The organism is Ignavibacteria bacterium (assembly GCA_025612375.1).
Classification (GTDB): domain Bacteria; phylum Bacteroidota; class Ignavibacteria; order Ignavibacteriales; family SURF-24; genus JAAXKN01.
Genome location: JAAXKN010000021.1, coordinates 1 through 19,841, shown reverse-complemented (window position 1 = coordinate 19,841; position 19,841 = coordinate 1). Strand labels below are relative to the sequence as shown.

Annotated in this window: 19 protein-coding genes; 5 read left to right on the top strand and 14 right to left on the bottom strand. The window is 41.1% G+C overall.

Annotated features, from left to right (window positions below; translation table 11 throughout):
• Positions 1-101: 101 nt before the first annotated feature.
• From HF312_12895 to HF312_12885, 3 genes are all read right to left on the bottom strand, one after another.
• Positions 102-779 (bottom strand): DNA alkylation repair protein, encoded by a 678-nt coding sequence (locus HF312_12895; GenBank protein MCU7521109.1) that lies wholly within the window; start codon positions 777-779, stop codon positions 102-104.
• Positions 780-788: 9 nt separating this feature from the next.
• Positions 789-2,048 (bottom strand): tetratricopeptide repeat protein, encoded by a 1,260-nt coding sequence (locus HF312_12890; protein ID MCU7521108.1) that lies wholly within the window; start codon positions 2,046-2,048, stop codon positions 789-791.
• Between the two features lie 69 nt (positions 2,049-2,117).
• Positions 2,118-2,564: a response regulator gene (locus tag HF312_12885; GenBank protein ID MCU7521107.1), complete on the bottom strand. Its 447-nt coding sequence runs from the start codon at positions 2,562-2,564 to the stop codon at positions 2,118-2,120.
• Between the two features lie 262 nt (positions 2,565-2,826).
• Between HF312_12885 and HF312_12880 the strand changes: the two genes are divergently transcribed.
• Positions 2,827-3,312 (top strand): peptidylprolyl isomerase, encoded by a 486-nt coding sequence (locus HF312_12880; protein ID MCU7521106.1) that lies wholly within the window; start codon positions 2,827-2,829, stop codon positions 3,310-3,312.
• A gap of 76 nt (positions 3,313-3,388) precedes the next feature.
• Here HF312_12880 and HF312_12875 read toward each other — a convergent pair whose 3' ends face one another.
• Complete coding sequence (locus HF312_12875; GenBank protein ID MCU7521105.1) at positions 3,389-4,333, bottom strand: aldo/keto reductase; 945 nt, start codon at positions 4,331-4,333, stop codon at positions 3,389-3,391.
• Between the two features lie 507 nt (positions 4,334-4,840).
• On the opposite strand from HF312_12875, the gene HF312_12870 reads away from it, so the two are divergent.
• The 3 genes from HF312_12870 to HF312_12860 all read left to right on the top strand — a co-directional run bounded on the left by HF312_12870 (position 4,841) and on the right by HF312_12860 (position 8,978).
• Positions 4,841-7,252 (top strand): outer membrane beta-barrel protein, encoded by a 2,412-nt coding sequence (locus tag HF312_12870; GenBank protein ID MCU7521104.1) that lies wholly within the window; start codon positions 4,841-4,843, stop codon positions 7,250-7,252.
• A gap of 92 nt (positions 7,253-7,344) precedes the next feature.
• Positions 7,345-7,734, top strand: coding sequence for a BlaI/MecI/CopY family transcriptional regulator (locus HF312_12865; GenBank protein MCU7521103.1), 390 nt, complete (start codon positions 7,345-7,347; stop codon positions 7,732-7,734).
• A gap of 11 nt (positions 7,735-7,745) precedes the next feature.
• Positions 7,746-8,978, top strand: a complete 1,233-nt coding sequence (locus tag HF312_12860; protein ID MCU7521102.1) for a M56 family metallopeptidase — start codon at positions 7,746-7,748, stop codon at positions 8,976-8,978.
• A gap of 45 nt (positions 8,979-9,023) precedes the next feature.
• On the opposite strand, the gene HF312_12855 is transcribed toward HF312_12860, so the two are convergent.
• Positions 9,024-9,797 (bottom strand): PRC-barrel domain containing protein, encoded by a 774-nt coding sequence (locus HF312_12855; protein ID MCU7521101.1) that lies wholly within the window; start codon positions 9,795-9,797, stop codon positions 9,024-9,026.
• A gap of 662 nt (positions 9,798-10,459) precedes the next feature.
• Between HF312_12855 and HF312_12850 the strand changes: the two genes are divergently transcribed.
• Complete coding sequence (locus HF312_12850; protein MCU7521100.1) at positions 10,460-11,821, top strand: TrpB-like pyridoxal phosphate-dependent enzyme; 1,362 nt, start codon at positions 10,460-10,462, stop codon at positions 11,819-11,821.
• Between the two features lie 219 nt (positions 11,822-12,040).
• Here the strand turns inward: HF312_12850 and HF312_12845 are convergent, their stop codons facing one another.
• The 9 genes from HF312_12845 to HF312_12805 all read right to left on the bottom strand — a co-directional run bounded on the left by HF312_12845 (position 12,041) and on the right by HF312_12805 (position 19,541).
• The gene (locus HF312_12845; protein MCU7521099.1) at positions 12,041-13,426 is read right to left on the bottom strand and encodes a TlpA family protein disulfide reductase; all 1,386 of its coding nucleotides are present in this window, start codon (positions 13,424-13,426) and stop codon (positions 12,041-12,043) included.
• A gap of 276 nt (positions 13,427-13,702) precedes the next feature.
• On the bottom strand, positions 13,703-14,212 hold the full coding sequence (locus HF312_12840; GenBank protein MCU7521098.1) for a hypothetical protein: 510 nt from the start codon (positions 14,210-14,212) through the stop codon (positions 13,703-13,705).
• Between the two features lie 54 nt (positions 14,213-14,266).
• Entirely contained in the window at positions 14,267-15,256 is a 990-nt protein-coding gene (locus HF312_12835; GenBank protein MCU7521097.1) for a DMT family transporter, read from the bottom strand.
• A gap of 128 nt (positions 15,257-15,384) precedes the next feature.
• A complete protein-coding gene (locus HF312_12830) occupies positions 15,385-15,933 on the bottom strand; it encodes a hypothetical protein (GenBank protein ID MCU7521096.1) in 549 nt (182 codons plus the stop codon).
• Positions 15,934-16,083: 150 nt separating this feature from the next.
• Complete coding sequence (locus HF312_12825; GenBank protein ID MCU7521095.1) at positions 16,084-16,758, bottom strand: hypothetical protein; 675 nt, start codon at positions 16,756-16,758, stop codon at positions 16,084-16,086.
• 64 nt (positions 16,759-16,822) lie between these two features.
• Positions 16,823-17,293 (bottom strand): hypothetical protein, encoded by a 471-nt coding sequence (locus HF312_12820; protein ID MCU7521094.1) that lies wholly within the window; start codon positions 17,291-17,293, stop codon positions 16,823-16,825.
• Positions 17,294-17,474: 181 nt separating this feature from the next.
• The gene (locus HF312_12815; GenBank protein ID MCU7521093.1) at positions 17,475-18,131 is read right to left on the bottom strand and encodes a hypothetical protein; all 657 of its coding nucleotides are present in this window, start codon (positions 18,129-18,131) and stop codon (positions 17,475-17,477) included.
• Positions 18,132-18,303: 172 nt separating this feature from the next.
• Positions 18,304-18,693, bottom strand: a complete 390-nt coding sequence (locus tag HF312_12810) for a hypothetical protein (protein MCU7521092.1) — start codon at positions 18,691-18,693, stop codon at positions 18,304-18,306.
• Positions 18,690-19,541 carry a hypothetical protein gene (locus HF312_12805; protein ID MCU7521091.1) on the bottom strand — a complete coding sequence of 284 codons (852 nt, stop codon included), beginning with the start codon at positions 19,539-19,541 and terminating at the stop codon, positions 18,690-18,692. The genes HF312_12810 and HF312_12805 overlap by 4 nt, the downstream gene beginning before the upstream one ends.
• Positions 19,542-19,841: the final 300 nt, after the last annotated feature.

Below are 19,841 nucleotides of genomic sequence, written 5' to 3'. Positions count from 1 at the left end.
CCCGGATTGTCGACGAATAATCTGGGGCTAAAGGCCAGAGGGGGATGGGAATATCCGGGACCACGGCCTGAAGGCCGTGGCAATTCACCGTGGCAATTTAGCTAATCTTTGATCCTTGCAAGGATTTTTTCGTTGGTGAGCTCGCGCTGGGCGTCGCGGGCGACCCAGCGGGCGGCTTTGGAATCCATTTTTTGGATTTTTTCGGCGCTTCTTATGGCTTGAGGGGTAAGCCTGATGTTTCTTTTTCCTATCTGACGGAGGGCCCAGTTTACGGCTTTTTTGACAAAGTTCCTTTCGTCGCAGGCTTCCCTTTCAATTATGGACAAGAACTCTATGAACATTTCGTCGTCGGCTTTTTTGTTGTGCACCGAGAGGGTGGCCATTAGGACAAAGCCTGCCCTTTTTACAAATTCCTCTTCCCGCGCGCTCCATTCCAGAGCTTTTTCGTAGGCATAGGGCGTCTTATCGAAAAGGCTGCTGCAGGTCTGGTCGCAGACGTCCCACGATTCAAAATCCTTCACCCACGCTTCCATCTGTCTTGGAGTCACCTGCCGCGGATCGTCGATGAGGGCAGCAAGTATGCGGGCTTCGTGTATGCCGGTTTTCCAGAGCTCCAGAGCCAGGGCGTGGTCTTTTCTTATCATCTTAGCCATAAAGCGGAGTTTGGGCATCGGTACGCCGTATGTATTAAGGGAGCTGATGCCGAAGCGCGCCATTCCCTGAACGTTTTTCTCGTTATAATTGCTTTTTATAAATTCCAGGATTTCGTCTTTTGTCATTTAAGAGCCTTAAAGTTTTAGTTTTAATATCAGTACGTCTTTTAACTTTTCTTCAGGGAATATTTTCCCGTTTTCATCGAATGCTCTCAGCTGGCTTGTTGCAATGAAATAAAGTTCATCGCCTTTAATGGTGCCGGTTGTGGGAATGATAAAATCGGGATTATTGGCTTCAAGGACCTCCATTTTAGTAACCCTGCGCAGGGTGTTATCGAGGTAGAAGCGTGCGATGCGGTTAAAGTTGGAATTCTGGACCCCTATTAGGCTGTTTTTATAGAAGTACATGCCGTCGCAGAAGTCGAGTGATATATTATCTGCGGCAACAACAGAGGAATATGTTTTCTTTTTGAGGTCCACTTTTAATATACCGGATGAATGAGCCACAAAGAGGCTTTGTCCGTCGTCGCTAAGTGCAATACCGTTGGGGTACTGGAAGCCCGCAAGGTTGAGGTAGAGCTTAAGCGAATCGGTATCCTTAGAAATAAAATATACCGCGGGTGACTGGCTGTCGGTAACATATATGTCGCCTTCCTTAGTAAAGGCGAGGTCGTTAAAGAAATGGTTATTACCGGGGGCTATATATTTTTTAACCAGTTTGCCCGAAGCTATATCGAACTTAAAGATGCCTGCGCGTCCCTGATCACCTGGGTCGGCATTTTTCATAGTAGCGGTAAAGCTGCTTGCGGCATAGAGGAGTCCTTTTTCGGCGTCGGCCTTCATGCCGACAACCGACCAGAGTCCGTCCTGATTTTCCGAGGTAAAGTTTTCAGTTTTTCCATCGGGGCTGATCTTAAGGATTTTTGCCTTATAGAGGCTGCTTAAGAAAAAGCTGCCTGTTTTGCTGTCGTATGCAATTCCTTCGGGGATAAGGTCTTTTTCGTGGACAGTGAAAGCCTTTGAGCTGTTTACAATGGGAGCTTTAAGTTTTTTAATTTTCTCCAGTAGTGCATTAAACTCCGGTGTATTTCTAAGAGAAGTAAAGTCCGGGTCATTTTCGGCGTCCATACCGCCTCCGGCGTCCACAAGTTCATTCAGGAGTTTCAGGGCTTCCTCATTATTGCCCGAAAGGCAGGTTGCGCATGCGAGGTTATATTTAAGTGCCTGGCTCTGGGGGGCCATTTCGAGAGCCCGTCTGAAGTTTTTAGCCGATTCGGCATAATTTTTATTCTGATAGTTTTCGGTTGCCTTCTGGACGAAGTAGCTCAGGTCAGTTTCCTGGGCCGACAAAGTGGCGGCAAAAAGAAAAAGCGCTAAGGTCAGTTTTTTCAGCATGGAGATTCCCCTTTAAAAAAGTGTGTTGAGAAAACGTGGATAGCCGGCTTAACGGATAACAGCAAAGAATTAATTGCTGCCGTTTAAATTACCATTTCTGTTATTTATTAGAAAGTCCTCAATTTCCTCAATTACGCCGACAAACTTATCGAGTTCCATCGGTTTTGTGTAGTAGCGTTCAATTTTGAGGCTTTTGCAGATCTGCACGTCGCTTTCGGCCTCGGAGGAGGTAAGGACGATGACGGGGAGGGTTTTCAGCTCTTCATCGGCGCGGATATCTGCCAGGACCTCCTTGCCGTTTTTCTTTGGAAGATTAAGGTCGAGTATAACAAGTTCAGGCCTGGGTGCGCCGGGGAAATTTTCATCCCGTTTAAGGAAAGAGACAGCGTCGACGCCGTTATTGACGACGTTGAGGTTAACGGGGACCTTGCCGTAGTTAAAAACTTCTTTAATAAGGCGGATATCGCCGAGGTTATCTTCAACGAGCAGGATTTGCCTGACTTCCTGTTTTTCCATTACTTACAACACCTTATAAGATTATTGTCAATTTTGCCTTTCATCTGGTTATACTAGTTAAGGTAAAAAGTTAAGGTATTTGTCTTACAAATTCAATGTTTGGGGGTGAATTTTTGCAGGGGAGTAAAGTTTTTACAATGATCATTAAAGCTTAAAACAGATGAATATTTTAGCAAACCTGCATTTTGGGATAGGTTATTTTGTGAAAAATGCGTTTATTTATGTTTAAATATCAATCATAATTTTTCTAGAGGAGTAATTTATGCCAATAAAACCGAATCAGGTTGTTACTGTTGTTTACAGCCTAAAGGATCAGAATGGCGAAGTATTGGATTCTGCAACTAAAGAACAGCCTTTTTCATTTTTAAGCGGGCAAAACCAGATTCTTCCAAAACTGGAAGAAGAAATCAGCAGCATGATTATAGGAAGCAAAAAAGAAATATTTCTTTCTCCTGAAGAAGCTTATGGTGAATATCAGCCTGAATCCGTACAGGTTGTAGACCGTTCCAATTTCCCTGAAGGCAGCAAGCTTGAAGAAGGAATGGAATACGTTGCAAATACACCTGACGGCCAGCAGCTGCCTTTTGTAATAGCAAAAATTGAAGGTGATGAGATTACACTCGATTTTAATCATCCCCTGGCAGGCGAAGCACTTACATTTGATCTTGAACTTCTGGATGTAAGAGATGCTACGGCTGAAGAGCTTGCTCACGGACACGCTCACGGCAACGGCGGGCATCACCACTAAGCCATTGAAGAGGATAGAAATCTTTGATATAAAATTAAAGCTGACATTTTGTAAAATGTCAGCTTTTTTTATGCCCTTACAGGAGCTCTTTATAAATTGAAGGATCTATTTCGGCAGCGACGCAGTTCTCGGAGACCTGCTGAGGGGTTTTTCCGCCCGGAATTGCGGTGCTGACAGCAGGATGCATGAGGCAGAAGCCAAGGCTTATCTGCGCTTTTGTGTATTCCGGATGGAGCATATACAAAGGCTCATAGCTTTCAAGTCCGGTAAAGTACTTCTCGATTTTCTCCGGGGACAGGTTGAACCTTCTGTGGTCCCCTTCTTCAAAGCGCGTATCGCGGCTGAATTTACCCGTTAAGAATCCGAAGAGCATAGGTATTCTTGCAATTATGCCTATTCCGTACTTTTCAGCCTTGGGGAAGAGTTCTTTTTCGGCTTCCCTTTCAAGGAGGTTATAGCGCACCTGGAGGCAGTCCAGAATGTCATTGTATTTATCCAGCAGGTATGCCTGTTCGGTTTCCTTAAACGACTGGACGCTTAAGCCCGCGAGTCTGATCTTGCCGTCTTTTTTCAGCTGATAGAGGGCTTCCCACGGGTCGTCTTTTTCAAGGAGGTCCGTTGAAGGGCTGTGGAGCTGAAGGAGGTCGAGCGTATCTACATTCAGTCTTTTAAGGCTTTTCTCGGCTGCCGAAATGAGGTAATCCTTTGTATAGTTAGGAGTTATCTTCACTTCCCCTTTTTCGTCCTTATAATTATAGAAGTCACTGCCGGCCTTAGTGGCGACATAGATGCCGTTTTTGCCGCGCTGTTTGAGGACTTTTGCAATAAGTTCTTCGGAGTGGCCGAAGCCGTAGACGTCGGCCGTATCGAGGAAATTAACGCCCTGGTCGAGTGCCTCATTTATGGCAGCAATGGACTGGTTATCGTCCGTTTTACCCCAGTCGCGTCCCCCGATAGCCCAGGCGCCGAAGCTGATTACAGAGACTTCGGGGCCGTTTTTGCATAATTTTTTATATCTCATATTATTCCCGGTTATGTAACATTATTGAAATATCCGATAAAAAAATATAAATGAATATTAAGGAAAATAAAACAGGGGGAGAAGATTGTTTTAATGGCGCGGCGGACGGGTGATGTCAGGAAATGGTTCCTGACACCACCCGAATGTTGAATTTATGTTTATACCCGGCATACAAGTCGCGCCTCCGGAGCTCCGGCTTTCTTTGTTGATCATCCTTTTTCTACAGACAATTTGCTTCTCCGAAGCTCTGAAGAAGGGTGTGGGGCCTCTTTCTTTCTCCGAGGCTCCTTGAGGGCGCCGCTTAAATCACAATTCTACTAAAAAAATAGTTAGGGGATTAAAAAAGTCGTTGACTAACTAAAAGTTTAGTTATATATTGCAGTTGACATCAATGAGACCGGCCTGGTGGGGTCTTTTCAAATTAAGAATGATTTTGCTTTTATTTTGGCGTCCTTTAGCGGATACAGTTTATTCAGGTACTAATTGCACATAAAAAAGGATAATCTCATGCGACATTTCATTCTTGTTCTGGTCCTGTTTTGTACCTCAGTTGTTTTTTCTCAAAGCGGAAAAACGTTCTCAATTAAAGGCCGGGTGCTTGATGGTGAATTGCTTAAAAGTCCGCTTCCCGGAGTAACAGTGGCAGTAATAAACAAAAGCAGCAATAAAATTGCCGCAGGTACCATTTCTGACAATAATGGATATTTTTCCCTCCGCAAAGTTATGCCGGATAGCGCAGTTGTGCAGTTTTCTCTGATAGGCTATGAGACAAAGCGCTTTGAGGTAAGTTTTGCGGGTAATGATACACTGAACCTGGGGGAAATCAGATTAGTCCCTGGTTCAATTACGCTGAAAACCATAGTAATTAAAGGAGAAAAGCCCCCGATTGAATATTACGTGGATAAGCAGGTTATAAATATTGATAAACTTCCCGTTTCACCTTCCAGTGTTGCCGAGGCCCTGAAAACAGTGGGGGCAGTTGAGATTGAACCTGTTACAAACAAAATAACGATCAGGGGAAGAGCCGGGGTTAAAATACTTGTAGACGGCAAGCCTTTCCAGTTTAATGATGAGTATCTTTCGCAGATGCCGGCAGAGCTGATTGAGAAAATTGAAGTAGTTTCTTCCCCTTCGGCCAAGGACGACCCTGAAGGCGATGCGGGAATTCTGAACCTCATTTCAAAGAGGAACCTCTTCGATTCTTTCAGCGGCTTCATCTCTTTAAGGCAAGCTTCCAAAGAAAATACCAGGCCATCTTTAGCACTGAACTATAAAAGCGGGAAGATAAATATATTTACAAATCTGACTTACGGACATTATATAGAAAAATCTTCCTCCTGCCGGTACTTAATTTCGAAAAGCGCTGCCGGGACATCCGTTGCAACATCAGCAGGCGACGGAAGTGTGCTTAGCAATTTCTATGATCTGAAACTCGGAATGGATTATGAGCCTGATGAATCCAATTTCTTTTCATTGTCTACTGCGATGACAAATCAGAAAATGAATATAGACTATTCTGACAATTCACTGCGCAGAGAAAGTTACCTGCTGCAGGATACCAGATACAGCTACGGATCTGACCAGGATACAAAATACGCCACTTATACACTTACCGGATTCTACCGGAATAAGATAAACAGTGAAGGCTGCGAAGTGACTTCCGACATTTACTATGCAAATATAGGGCAGGATGATTTTTATAATATATCGACTAAATATGACTACAGGAAAGACTATCCTTATCTGCAGAAACAGAATGAGCAGATGAAGAATAATACCGCTATCTTTAAGGCGGCATATGTGAATCCGTTCAGTAAGTCGGCCAGGTTTGAAACCGGCTATAACTTTACGTTCAGGAACAGGTCGAATGAATACGCTAACCTGTATTTCAGTTACCTCCAGGATGCATGGCTGGACAGTCTGGATTTCAGCAACACGTTTAATTATAAAGAGAGTATTCATTCTGTATATCTTCTTTACTCGGGTAAGGCCCTGGGCATCAACTACAGGCTTGGCCTCAGGGGAGAGAAAGCGTATACCGAAGGGCTGCAGACAGTAAGCGGAGAAAATTTTGCAACAGATTACTACAGTATTTACCCGTCTGTTAATCTTTCATATAACATAAACATGATGCAGCTTTTTGTAAACTATTCCAGAAGGGTACAAAGGCCCGAGATGAGATATTTAAATCCCTTCAGGAGAAATAATTCTCCCTATTCAGCCAGCAAAGGAAATTCAAAGCTGGATCCTGTTTACACAAATTCAATTTCCGCAGGGCTGATGCCGTACTTCACTTTGTTTTATTATGATTCGAAAGGCAAAATTATAAGCGCCCAGACGATGATGCAGGACACGGTTTTATTTTCCACATACATAAACGGGCCAAAGACGCAGGAATTTGGAATTGAGCTAAGCCTTAACTTAAGCAGCGGGAAATCTTCGCCGGTACAACTGCCTAAGTGGTTCCCGACGCTGAATACCAGAATAAATGTAAGCAGGTTCATACAGAAAGGCACTTACATGCAGGAAGACCTGTCTGAAAACAAGACAAACCTTTACCTGTCCTCATACGCAAGCTTTAATCTCTGGTACAAGGCAAATGCATCCGTGTCGTTTTCCTACCGCCCGGAGTCAAAGTCGCAGAGAAATAAAAGGAGCAGCACGACGGATCTTGGTATTTCACTTTCAAGGCGGTTTCTGGCTAACAGTTTAAGAGTAACGTTATCGATATATGACGTCTTAAATAAAGCTGATGTCATTTATGAAACTTATGCAAATGATTTCAGTTCCAAAGGTCATTTCATGCCGCATAATTCCAGGTATCTGGCGTTATCACTGAGTTATTTATTCAATAGTTATCAGGCAAAAGAGGAACGGGAGGTTGATGACGGAAGGGACCGGCCTGCCGGAGTGCAGTAGAGTAGAAATTTCAGGGGAAGCACCGTCAGTTTCACCCTGCACTTACATTGTATTAATAAATTACAGAGAGGAATAAATTGAAAACTAAAGAAATGACAAAGGCCGAGGAACAGATTATGCAGATACTCTGGGGGCTTGGGAAGGGATTTGTAAACGACATCATTAAAGAGCTTCCGGAGCCCAAGCCGGCCTATACGACGGTTTCAACAATTGTAAGGATACTTGAGAAGAAAGGCTTTGTATCGCACAAGGCCTACGGCAACACGCACGAGTATTACCCCATAGTTACAAAGGAGAATTATACAAGGGACCATCTTAAAGGCTTCCTTAAGGGATACTTCTCGAATTCATTTGCAGGCATGGTTTCTTTCTTCAGCAAGGAGGAAGAAATGGATGTAAATGAAATGGAAGAGATAATGAAGATGCTCCAGAAAGAAATTAAGGCAAAGAAAGAAAACGGGACTAAAAAGAAAAACAATTAACGGGAAATAAAATGAACTCTTTTGAATTTTACCTTTTGCAGTCGTCCTTCAGCTTCATGATCTTTTACCTGTTCTACATGGCGCGCCTTAAAAAAGAAACCGTGCACTATATGAACAGGGTGTATCTTTTAATGGCGGGAATTTTTTCCATCACGGTTCCCCTCTTCAGGTTCAGTCTTCCTTCGGGTGATGCAGGAAGAACCATTACGCTTTATCTTGAGCCCGTACTTATAGGCAGCAGCACAAAAGCCGCAGATAGCGGTATTGATCCCTATTACCTTTTATGGACCGGTTACCTCATAATTTCCGCAGCATTACTTGCAAGATTTTTGTGGAGGCTGTACCAGATCTCAAAGCTGGGAGACTACAGCGCCCCGGTAATTATTCAGGGGCACAAGACAATTCTGCTTGACGAGGGGCATTCACCCTTCTCATTTTTCAAAACAATATTTCTTCCCAAGGGAAACCTGGAGGACCCGGCGCTTTCGACACTGATACTGCACGAGGAGGCGCATATAAAAAGCCTCCACTCGGTTGACATTATCTTCTTTGAGGCTCTTACAATTCTGCAGTGGTTCAACCCTTTTGTATGGCTCATGAAAAGAGAGCTTGAGGCACAGCATGAATTTATAGCCGATACGGAAGTTATAAATAACGGCACAGACAGCACAGAATATAAATCCACGCTTCTGGCTTTCGCCTTCAGAGCAGGCGGAAATTCAATGACGAACAATTTCAATTCACTCTTAAAAAGGAGGTTCGAAATGCTGGCACAAAAAAGGTCATCCAAGAATGCAAAAGTTAAATTTCTTCTTTCCATTCCGTTAATGATGCTTGTAGTAATGTTCTTCGGCATGACCAACGGCGGAAGAGACATTACTGCAATTGCAAAGACATCCCCGGCTGCAGATACGTCTCTTCAGCAGGAAGAGCCGTACACGTTTGTAGACCAGATGCCATCTTACCCCGGCGGAGTAAATGCGGTTCTGGAGTTCATATCCAGCAATGTAGTGTATCCCCAGGCTGCTAAAAAAGAGGGCGTACAGGGTAAAGTAATGGTAGGCTTTATTATTGAGAAAGACGGGAGTATGAGTGATATTAAGGTGGTTAAAGGCATTGGCGGCGGATGCGACGAAGAGGCTGTAAGGGTGACAAAACTTATGGGCAATTGGAACCCCGGAATGCAGAAAGGCAAGCCGGTAAGGGTCCGCATGGTAATGCCCTACCAGTTCAAGCTTAAATAGTTTTTAGCAGGTCTGGAAGGATCAGCCTTCCAGACCTTTTTTATTTTACTTCCAGGGTACCGGCCTGTTATAATGTTTGAAGAGGCCGGCCTCGAACTCCTTATTTATGATTCTGTCGGGATGATATTCAGGGCTCTGCTCCACCTCGGCCGCTGTAAGGTTCACATAGACCAATGAATCGCTCCAGTCGATATCCTGTATCCAGGGGAGTGCAATGAGCACTTTTTTGCCGGGAAGGAGCCACTTGCCGGTATCGACCACCATATAGCGGATGCTCCAGAGGTCGTCTTCGAGGATAAAGTCCTCGACGTTGCCAATTTTATCGTCATCCGCCTGAATTTTATAGTCTATTATATCGCGTGCGCTTCTTAGGTGGGGGTCAGTTTCCCTCTGGTTTTCATCTCTGGTATTTTTATCTGTAACAAAGCCCTGGTCGGGCGTGTTAAGGTTTGGGGGCACAGGAGGTATAGCACCGGGGAACCCGGCGCCCAAGCCCGTCCAGTAGTAAGGCCAGCCGTAATAGTCGCTTAAGTCGGTCTCCTGCTGGCGAGAGACGGGTCTGGCAACGTCGACAGAGGGGCTGTTCTGGATTTTTTCCTTAGTCAGGTTAACCGGGAAGCGTTTTTCCTTCCAGTCCGGTTTTCCCAGTGAATGAGGGGAAATGAGAACCAGTCGTTTCTGAAGCCAGGTACCGGTATCCACAACGAAGTAGCGTATATTCCACGATACATCATCAAAAAAGAAGTCATTAACTTCGCCAATTTCGCCGTCGAGGGCGTGTATTTTATAGCCTTCGAGGGTTTTCACGCTTCTTAACATAGTTCCTCCCTATTATTATTTCATTCATTTATAATCCCATTCATTAATAATATATCCATAAAAATTAAATTTCATCAAGGCATTAGGCAGTAGCCGGGATTCAGGCGTTAGCATAATTTGGTATTTATAGAATCCCGGAGGGATGATTTGTCTGTAGCAGAAGAATGTTCCCACCCCCCTCTTCAGAGCTCCGGAGGAGCGATTTGTATCAGGGGTATGCACGTTTCATTTCCTTATTACATGTCGCCCTTCCAGGGCTCTAAAATGTTTTTGGGATATATCCTTTTCCTACAGACAAGTCATTCCTCCGGAATTCTGAAAAGGGACTCCACCAAAATAAATTTTCATAAATTTATAACTGGGGTCAAAAAATAATTTGTAGATTTTAATTTTTAGGTATATATTTGAAGTAATGAAAGCAAATAATTACATATTAAACAATGTAAATAACACCTGGCGTTGGTGGTGGAACATCTGTGTTTCGCTATTCTTCGCTTAAATATATATACTGAATTTTATATGGCCGTGAATAGTGAAACAACTATTCACGGCTTTTTCGTTTTAAAGCCGTGAGACATTCTTGCGGCTTTTTTTTTGGCCGGGACATAAAGTCACTTAAAGAAAAAAATTTTATTAAAACAAAACATACAACGGAGACTACAATGAAACAGAACAGAATCAACCTCGACGTAAAGGAAATGCCGATTTATTACTACAACATTTTAGCCGACCTGGGCGAACCTTTGGCAGCACCACTCAATCCGGTGACAAAGCAGCCCGCAGGGCCGCAGGATCTTTCGGCAATTTTCCCGATGGAGCTCATTGAGCAGGAAATGAGCACAAAAAGATATATTGAAATTCCGGATGAAATTCTGGACATGTACGCCATAAGCCGTCCGAGTCCTTTAATAAGGGCATACCGTCTGGAAGAGCATCTGAAGACCCCGGCAAAAATATTCTTTAAGTATGAAGGTTCCAATCCTTCAGGAAGCCACAAGACAAACACGGCAATTGCGCAGGCATATTACAACAAGAAAGCAGGCATAAAGAGGCTGGTAACTGAGACAGGAGCCGGGCAGTGGGGATCAGCCCTTTCGCAGGCATGCAACCATTTCGGAATGGAATGTCAGGTATTTATGGTTAAAGTTAGTTTCCAGCAGAAGCCGTACAGAAAGTCGTTCATGCAGCTCTTCGGGGCAGATGTAATTGCAAGTCCCTCGAACCTCACAGAAGCAGGAAGAAGAATTCTTGCAGAGGATCCGAATTCACCGGGAGCCCTTGGGATTGCAATCAGCGAAGCAGTTGAAATGGCTGTCCAGAGAGACGATACAAACTATGCTTTAGGAAGTGTTCTTAATCACGTGCTTCTGCATCAGACAATTATAGGCGAAGAAGCAAAGCTTCAGATGGAGAAAGCCGGAGAATATCCGGACGTTGTAATTGCATGCGTGGGCGGCGGAAGCAACTTTGCAGGGCTAAGTTTCAGCTTCCTTAAGGACAAGCTGGCCGGAGAGAAAAAGGACCTGCAGGTAATTGCAGTTGAGCCGGCATCGTGCCCGACGCTTACAAAGGGAGAGTTTATGTATGACTTTGGTGATGAAGCAGGAATGACGCCAATGATGAAGATGTACACATTGGGCCACAAGTATGTTCCCCCATCGATCCATGCAGGAGGCCTTCGTTACCATGGAATGTCGCCCATCATTTCACATCTTTACAACAAGGGTATAATTACAGCCGAGGCATATCAGCAGAATGATGTATTTGAGGCAGCAAGAACGTTTGCAAGGACAGAAGGCATTGTGCCTGCGCCTGAAAGTTCGCATGCAATAAAGGCAGCAATTGAGCAGGCGAACCTCTGCAAAGAGTCGGGTGAAGCCAAGACGATATTGTTTAATCTTTCAGGGCACGGATTTTTGGATCTGGGAGCCTACGATGCATTCTTAAAAGGCGAGCTTGAGAATTACGAAATGCCGGAAGATACGATAAACGGATTCCTGAAGCAGGTTCCGGAAATAGCATAAGCAGATAGTTAACAATATAAGGTTCATCTTTGTAGGGCGCACCATGCCATAGGCAGGCACAGCGGCGGTGCGCCCTGATTCATTCTACAAACAAATCATTCCTCCGGAATTCTATAAAAGCTCACCCTCATTTGCTCTTATTTTGTTGATCGGATATAATGAAAGGATATGGTCAGTATCAAAATAAGGCTGTTTCTCCAGCTTATCAATATAACCCGTTTATTTTACAGTTGTCTGAAGCTCAGTCCGGACATTTTTACTTAGCACTTCATCGCACTCTTTAATGAGACGCTCATTGATCACGAACGGGGAAATTGCTTTTATGACCTTTCCATCAGGAGCTATTAAATAACAGATGCCAAGTATATTCATAAATGTCTTAAATTCTCTTCTGTGATTATAAGATTTGGGGGATATTTCTTTCTTATAAACGTTAAGCCAGGTAATTCCGAATTCTTTAGCAAATTTCTCAACCAGGTCGCGATTATCTTCTTCAGTTACATTTACCATCACAAGATTGCTGTTTCTGTATTTCTTCTGAAGCTGTTTTAACGGCGCATTTCCCTCCCGGCAGGGAACACACCAGGTTGAATATAAATGAATTAACACATATTTGCCTTTTAACGCCTTTAATGAAAAAGGTTTCCCATCTAGAGTAACTCCAGTCAGTTCAGGTGCATAGAGCCCTTCAAAAGGACCAACTGGCTTTATGTCATCCGGCAGTTTTGCAAAATAGACCGTATCCAGGTCAACAGAGTGAGTCAGGAACTTATAGTACTGATTGCCGATGGAAATTGTATCGCCGGCCATGTACTTTATATCAGGCGGAAAAAGTTTTCTGGTATTTGGGGCAATACCCAAACGGGCTGTCTTTTTAGTGTAGACTTTTATGTTATCATCAAGGCCAATTCTATATGTACCGCCATTTACACTGATGCTGCCCTCATGAATATAATCTATATATGAGAAAATACGTAATCCGCCGTTTTCATGGTTTTGGTAATAACCCGACGGGTCAAAGGTTAACTTTGCATCAATTGTTCTCTGGGATACTTTATAGCCATTAAAATAATCATATGTGAATTTCAGCACAGGATACCTCTTCGGATCCTTTGAATTAATATTATCCTTATCTGCTATTTTATAAGTATATGATGTCTCATCACTCAGGTCATTATTGTTATTAACGTCTATAAAGGAGATAATTTCATCATCCCTTTCCTCAAATCCTGCTATTACATACTCCCGGATGAATTTTTTGGATACACAGCCCGTATCCAGTCCAAGTGCAGGGTCCAGCATGTACTCATGGAATTTCTTCTTTGACAACTCTCCATTAATATACTTGAAATAATAATACTGGGAAGGCTGAAAATGGAAAAGAACAAGTTTAAGCTTGGGGTATTCTTTAGGAAATTTTACTTTCTTGTAGAGATTATCTGTCACAGGAATTCCCTTGCCGGATATGTATGGATGAGATTCCAATAAAGGATTCTTAACTTCAAATTCAATCCGCCTGCATGCGACAGTAATTGTGTCGGAATTATTACAAAAGGAAATGGCTGAAAATGAAATGAACAGAATTAAGAACAGAATGCGGGACATTTTCACCTCCTGTAAAATTAAGAATAGATGAAACAGAAGTTTAACCCATTCAGCAATTTACATTTATAAGAAAAATAAACAAGGAATTTATAAGTAATTATTTTTTAAGAGAGACAGGGGATTCGCAGTCAAGTCCTTACCGATTGTTTATTTTAAAGATGCCGGCAAAAGAAATATATTGCTGCTAAATAAAAATAATTATGGAGATAAAAGGGAAGCTATTTTCTTAGCCGATTGCCCGCAAACGGATAAACCATTTATGAAGCACCTTCCGAATTAGAAATTATAGATCGTTCCAAGTCTGAAAGCTGGGGTGAACATTCCACCGCTGCTTTTCTCATATGAGTACCCCAGACCAATGCTATAGTATAAGTGTATCCCATCTCTGCTTTCTTTCTGAGATGCAACGTTAAGCTGAATTTCGCTGCAGGGGTTATGAACCGTAGTTATTGTTGACCCATAACTTGCTTCAAAACTTATGGTATCAAATAATCTAAATTTCTTTTCACTGAATATTCTTTTGTGAATTTCCAAGCCAATGCCCATCCCATTATTCTTCAGCACATCAGTCTTAAATAAAAGTACGCTGGTCTTAATGCCAGCTCCCCATCCGCCGTGAAAATCATGCCCCAGCCCCACAGAAGCTGCTTCATAAAACCCTGTGGACAGATAAATATAGGACTTGGTTGGACTTTCCGGATAATTTTCAGCCTTACCGCTTTCAGTGTTTGCAAATAGAAAGGAATTCAGCACTGCAGTAATGAGAAATAGATACATAAATTTCATATATAATTCCCTTTAAAAATACTCAACTCATTTGATTACGGGGTTAGCTGCAATTTAAGCTTCATCCACTTCCGCTTCACGATCAACTGTCCCCTTCTGCCTCAAATATTCAAGTATCTCAGACGTTAATAGTCCAAAGAATATCAGTATTCCTCCGACTATGCCTAAAACTGAGATCCTTTCGCCAAGCATCAGATATGCAAATATTGCGGAGAATACAGGTTCAAACGAATATATAATTCCCGCCTTGACGGGACTCACTTCCCTCTGGAACCTGCTTTGAAGTAAAAAGGTAATGATCGTTGCAAACAGCGCTGTATACATGAGTCCGAATATGAGATTTCCTGTCAGCTCAAAATGAACAGGTTCAATATTTGTCGTTGAAAGCGCAGCCGAAAACAGGAATGCCAGCAGGCTTGTTACAGCGGTCTGAAAGAAAGTAAGAAGAAGAAAGTTTATCTCTTTACTTATCTTGTGCAGATATACTATCTGTACGGCAAAGAAAAAAGCACAGATGAGTGTAAAAAAGTCACCAATATTAAAGTTTCCGCCAAGATCACTGAGCAGACTGAATATCGACTGGAACATATCCAGACCAGGAGCAGCTTTAACAGAGAGAAATAAAAGTCCGAATACTACAATTATGCTCCCTGCAATTGCGCCAAGGGCAGGTTTTTTCTTTTCAATTATTATCTGCATTATTGGAGTAAAGAGCACGAAAGAGCCTGTAATAAACCCGCTTTTGGTGGCAGATGTATACTTAAGTCCCACTGCCTGTGGGGCAAATTCAAAGAAAAGAAAAACTCCCAGGAGTGCAGACCTGAATAGTGTCTTCTTATCTATCCGGATCAGCTTTTTATAAACAAAAGGCAGCATGACTACTGAGGCTATGAGAAATCTCACAGCAACAAAGAGCATGGGGGATGAATCTGTGAGTGACCCTTTAACAATAACAAACGTAGCGCCCCAGAGAAGTGTTGTTATAATCAGCGCACTTTCGCTTATGTACTTTAATGAATGTTTATATTGCAGTAATCTATTCATGCTTAGTAGTGCAAAATAATTTAAGGATTTGTAGACATGGTATATACCCGGTTAAAACCCGGCAAGTGCAAATTTAGATAAATTTAGCATGATTCTAAAAATATCTTTTTTCAAAGCATCTGTAAAGCTTAGAAATAATATCCGGCAAGCACCTGAAAATAAGGGCTCCTATCTTTACGGTAACCTTTGGATAAAGGTACTTCAAAAGTGGCAACGAGTCTGACTTTATCCAAATGAGATTCAATTCCAACTGATGAAGCTGTAAATATCCGTGGTACTTTGTAGTGCAGGTAATAATCCGTTGTTTGTCCAATAGTCAGTTGTGCATACTCCTGATATATGTCCATATTGAACTTCATATTGCCCAGCATTTGAGGAATCAAAACGCAGCCTAAATATTCACCCCATTTTGTCTTAGTCGCAAGGTAATTCAGTAATAATGAAATTGAATTTGTTGATATATAATATTTGCTTTCTGATAAATTATCCTGAATGATGTTAGATGAAGCCATTTCGAATCTAATAATTTCATATGAACCTCTGACAATGGATAACCTGAAACTATTTTGACTTGTCAAGGACTGGCTAAAGCATGTAGATGTCCTTATATCATGAGCAACAAGGTTTTCACAAATAACAATCAAAATAGATACTATGTAAAACAGCTGTTTATACATTTTCTTCCTACAGATATGAATACCTTGGGATTTGTAATTCTCTATTATAGACCTTTTCGGAAGATCATGGGACATACAAATATCAACAATATGTATTTTCTCTCCCGTCATCGGGAATGATTCGCCAAATTATGAATATCCCCATAATGGTTATTGTCCTGTTTTTACTTCCCTTTTCGAAATCCAGACTTTAATAAACCATGTAACGTTTATAGTTGAAAGTATGATAAATACTCCTAATGATATATAGAAGAAATACCAGTGTATTGCCAAAGAACTCTGTGCATTAATTATTTCCCGTTTAATTGCTGCTCCAGCCGGTTTAATAATAATTTTAGGATTTCTCTGATTTAAGTCAGCAATTGTCCTTTTAATTTCGACTGAAATATTGTACAGTTTTCCCTTCCCGGCTGTAAATACTTCAATTATTCTCCCAATTGAATTGCTACTGCAATAATAGCTCTGCCTTGAAACAGAATCAACACTTAAGATCCTTTTCCCAGATTCATATAATGATAATGATACCGGCAGAGAAATGCTTCGGTAACTTCTGCCGGAGGGAATTATATATCCTGTTAAGGAATCATTTTTGTTAAGCGGCTGAGTATGGTCAAAATTAATCGCAATCTCATACTCTGCATTAATATCAGAAATGAAACTATAGTTATATTTTCTCCCCTCCAAAAATTCAGCTGGAAATTCCAAAGGTTTTCTTTGCTTAGGTTGTTTTAAGTAATTCAGAAGGTATAGCTGCCATAATGCAAAGACAAAAGCAGCGGCAGAGAAAATAAGCAGAGACAACCGGATTACTTTAGATATTTTCATATTAAATTAAGTTTATTTTCCCTTTTGCGTATGCGCATTCATGATGACTCAGGGAAGCAGACTCTTACCCTATTTTGAAAATAACCGAAAATTGATACTTTCTTTTTGTGGAAGCCGGTTTATTGGTTGTAAATTTTATCAGTCTAATATTTTTATAAATTTCTTTAACAATGAATCGTATATAATAAGGATATTTTTCGATTGGTATTTCGGCAGCTGTTCCACTGATAGTGTCCAATCTCATATTATAATCTGTATAAAGCAAAGAATTATTTTTTAAAGAATCCTGAATTCGAATTACATTAACACAATATTTGATAAGAATACCTTTTTCATCAACCAGAACCGGTGCCAATGCAACACCTTCTGCTCCATTGGGAAAGGAATTTTCCGGAAATGATATCCTGATATTCGGGTCATCTTTGATATCAAATGGAATATCATAAACCTGAACAGCGCAAGTCAAAGTATCCTGAGCCCATACGAGAAGTTCTGACTGCGCCATTATGCAAATGAATAGTAATAATAATTTCACGTTACCATCCGATTAAGAAAGTTTAATTATGATCTCATTATCTGCGAACAAGGATGAGTTCAATAGGATTACTGAGAAGGTGTATTTCATTTAGATCCTAAGTTTGGTGCCGTTTTAAAATAAAGAAAAACGTTATTAGCGCTTACGCCATCGGATCCAACTGACGAGAAACTCATCTATCTTAATCTTCAAATGAGATAGTTGTTCTGTTACTCCATAGCTTTGCATATGTATCGGCATAGTCTTCACGCTGCTTGACTGCTGCTTTACTTCTGAATCTTTTGTAGTAAGAATCCAGTGAATGACCAATCTCATGAAGAAGCAGGATTTCCAAGTAGTATTTCTTTACTTTTTCTTTTGTCCACTCAAGGAACCAGCCCTTTTCATCTTCTTTCAGCTCGTTTGTGTAATTCTTATAAAAGTTAATGACCTTGTTTTCCGGCTTATTTTTGCCGAACCTCATTTTATGATTCTTCGGGAATGGATAAAGCACAATCAGCTGGACTTTGCTTCCACAAATGAATTCTCCCTGCGGAGTGTCACCACTTTCATGATCACTCTTTCTGAATTTTCTTAGCCAGATATGCGTCAGACCTGAAATATGTTCCTCAGGAAGCCAAGACAGTACTCTCTTTATATCTTCAATGCTAACTGGAAAGTAGAAATCCCTAGAGGGATTATCATGAATAAATATGGGCTTTTCTTCACCATCCTTAGGAGGTTGAAGATTATGCTGCCGGTTAAAGATATTATCAGCAAGCTTAGTACGCATACGTCCGCCCTGGATGTCGCCAAGCTTTCTATTCTTCTTCCAGGCCGTTTGTTTTCTATTCTGCATCATATTATTGTCTTCTTAAATATGTCTCAACTCCCGCTATCCGGGACAATTATGGATATTTTCATGGAGATTCCATTCTGGTTAATAATATTCTTTTTCTCATATTCTTATAACAAGCGATCAATCCATATTCTTCTATTTGAAAATAAAGTGCTTCTTTAAATTATATTCATCATTTCCGCTTTCTTACTTTCATATTGTAAACTGTATCAATGCATACAAGCGGCATAACTCCGGTCTTTTCTTTAGTAAACGGATAAAGGACAAAATCACCTGTTATTTCTTCATCAAAGCCTATTGTTGGTAGCCATTGAGGCAAATTATAATAACCTTCTTTATAAAACCTTTGTTCACTTACACCATAAATCTTCTTTGTGCCGACCTTCCAAATTCTCACACTTGGATTTCCGTTCCAGTAGCTTAGCACTCCATGGATCTTAAAAGCCGGTCCAATTACCCCGGGATGCTTTCTGCACGTCTTACAATCCACCTTATTCGTATCCTGTTGAGAAAAACATGCTACAGATAAGATCAATGTTATAATAAAGGTAAGGGCTTTCATTTTACGCTATAGTCTGTTTTGGAAACGGAATTAGAAACGATCTTCAGTTGATCAAATATTACTTCAAGGTGAATTTCCATTTCTGACTGGTGTCTAGCGAAGAAGTTTCTTTTCAAGTCATGTATTAATGTTCCTTTGCCGCCGCCGTGTGATTCAACTTCATATTTCGAAGACTGTTGGGTCATTTCAAGCTCATACTTTGTATCAAAATAGGCCAGATCATTTTCAATTTTTTTTAGAGTGTAAACAGTTATTAATTTGATGTTTATGGGACTCGTTCCCGGGACGGGCAACTGTAAAGGAATTTCCTTTGTAAAACTGTCATTAATTGAAACCAGAGAATCGGGATATTGGAATTGACTAATGAGACTGCTGACAAGTCCTGAAAGCAACTCCTTATATCTCACTGCTGCATTACTGCCTGTAATCTGAACATCAGTAAATGTGTCATTCTCATTTATAATTCCAGATATTATAGTTCCCTTGAAATTGCTTGAATCGGGTGATTCCTTCTTTACACCGTTTACAACATTTGTCTGCGTTACATCTGTAAATTCAACTTTAATGGGGAAACTATTATTTTCCTTCAGTTTTCCTGTCTCAGCAATCTCAGATATATCCAGGTAAGATTTCGATGAAATGGGAAATGTGGTTCCCTTCTCTTTGAGCATTTTGAGCATTTCCTCCGAAGCTACAAAATTAATATCGGAGCTTGTTTCAGTTTTGCAGTGGATATTATATATATTATTGGGTTGATAGCGGTTCTTTATCAAGTAGCCTTCTGCTGATATCTGCAAAGGAATCATTACTGAAAGAACTATAAATACTGTAATTACATGTTTGATCATTGTTTGCCTTTTTTATATGTATTTTTCGAGATGATATTCCATTTCGTCGTTTTATTTATAATCATGCTGTTCTTATCCAATAAAACGCCTGTGCGAATTTACTTAATTAAAGCATTATTCTAAAACTTTCTTTGCTGATTCTTACCCGGCCTGTTCACCCACGCTGATCAATGGCGCGGGAATAATTAGTAATAACTCTTCCTTCAGATCCTGCCATCGGGATCAAGACCTTCATAGATTTAATTACTCACCTTACGCAATAAGGTGAAAATGGTGTAAAAAAAGAGTATATCATATCTA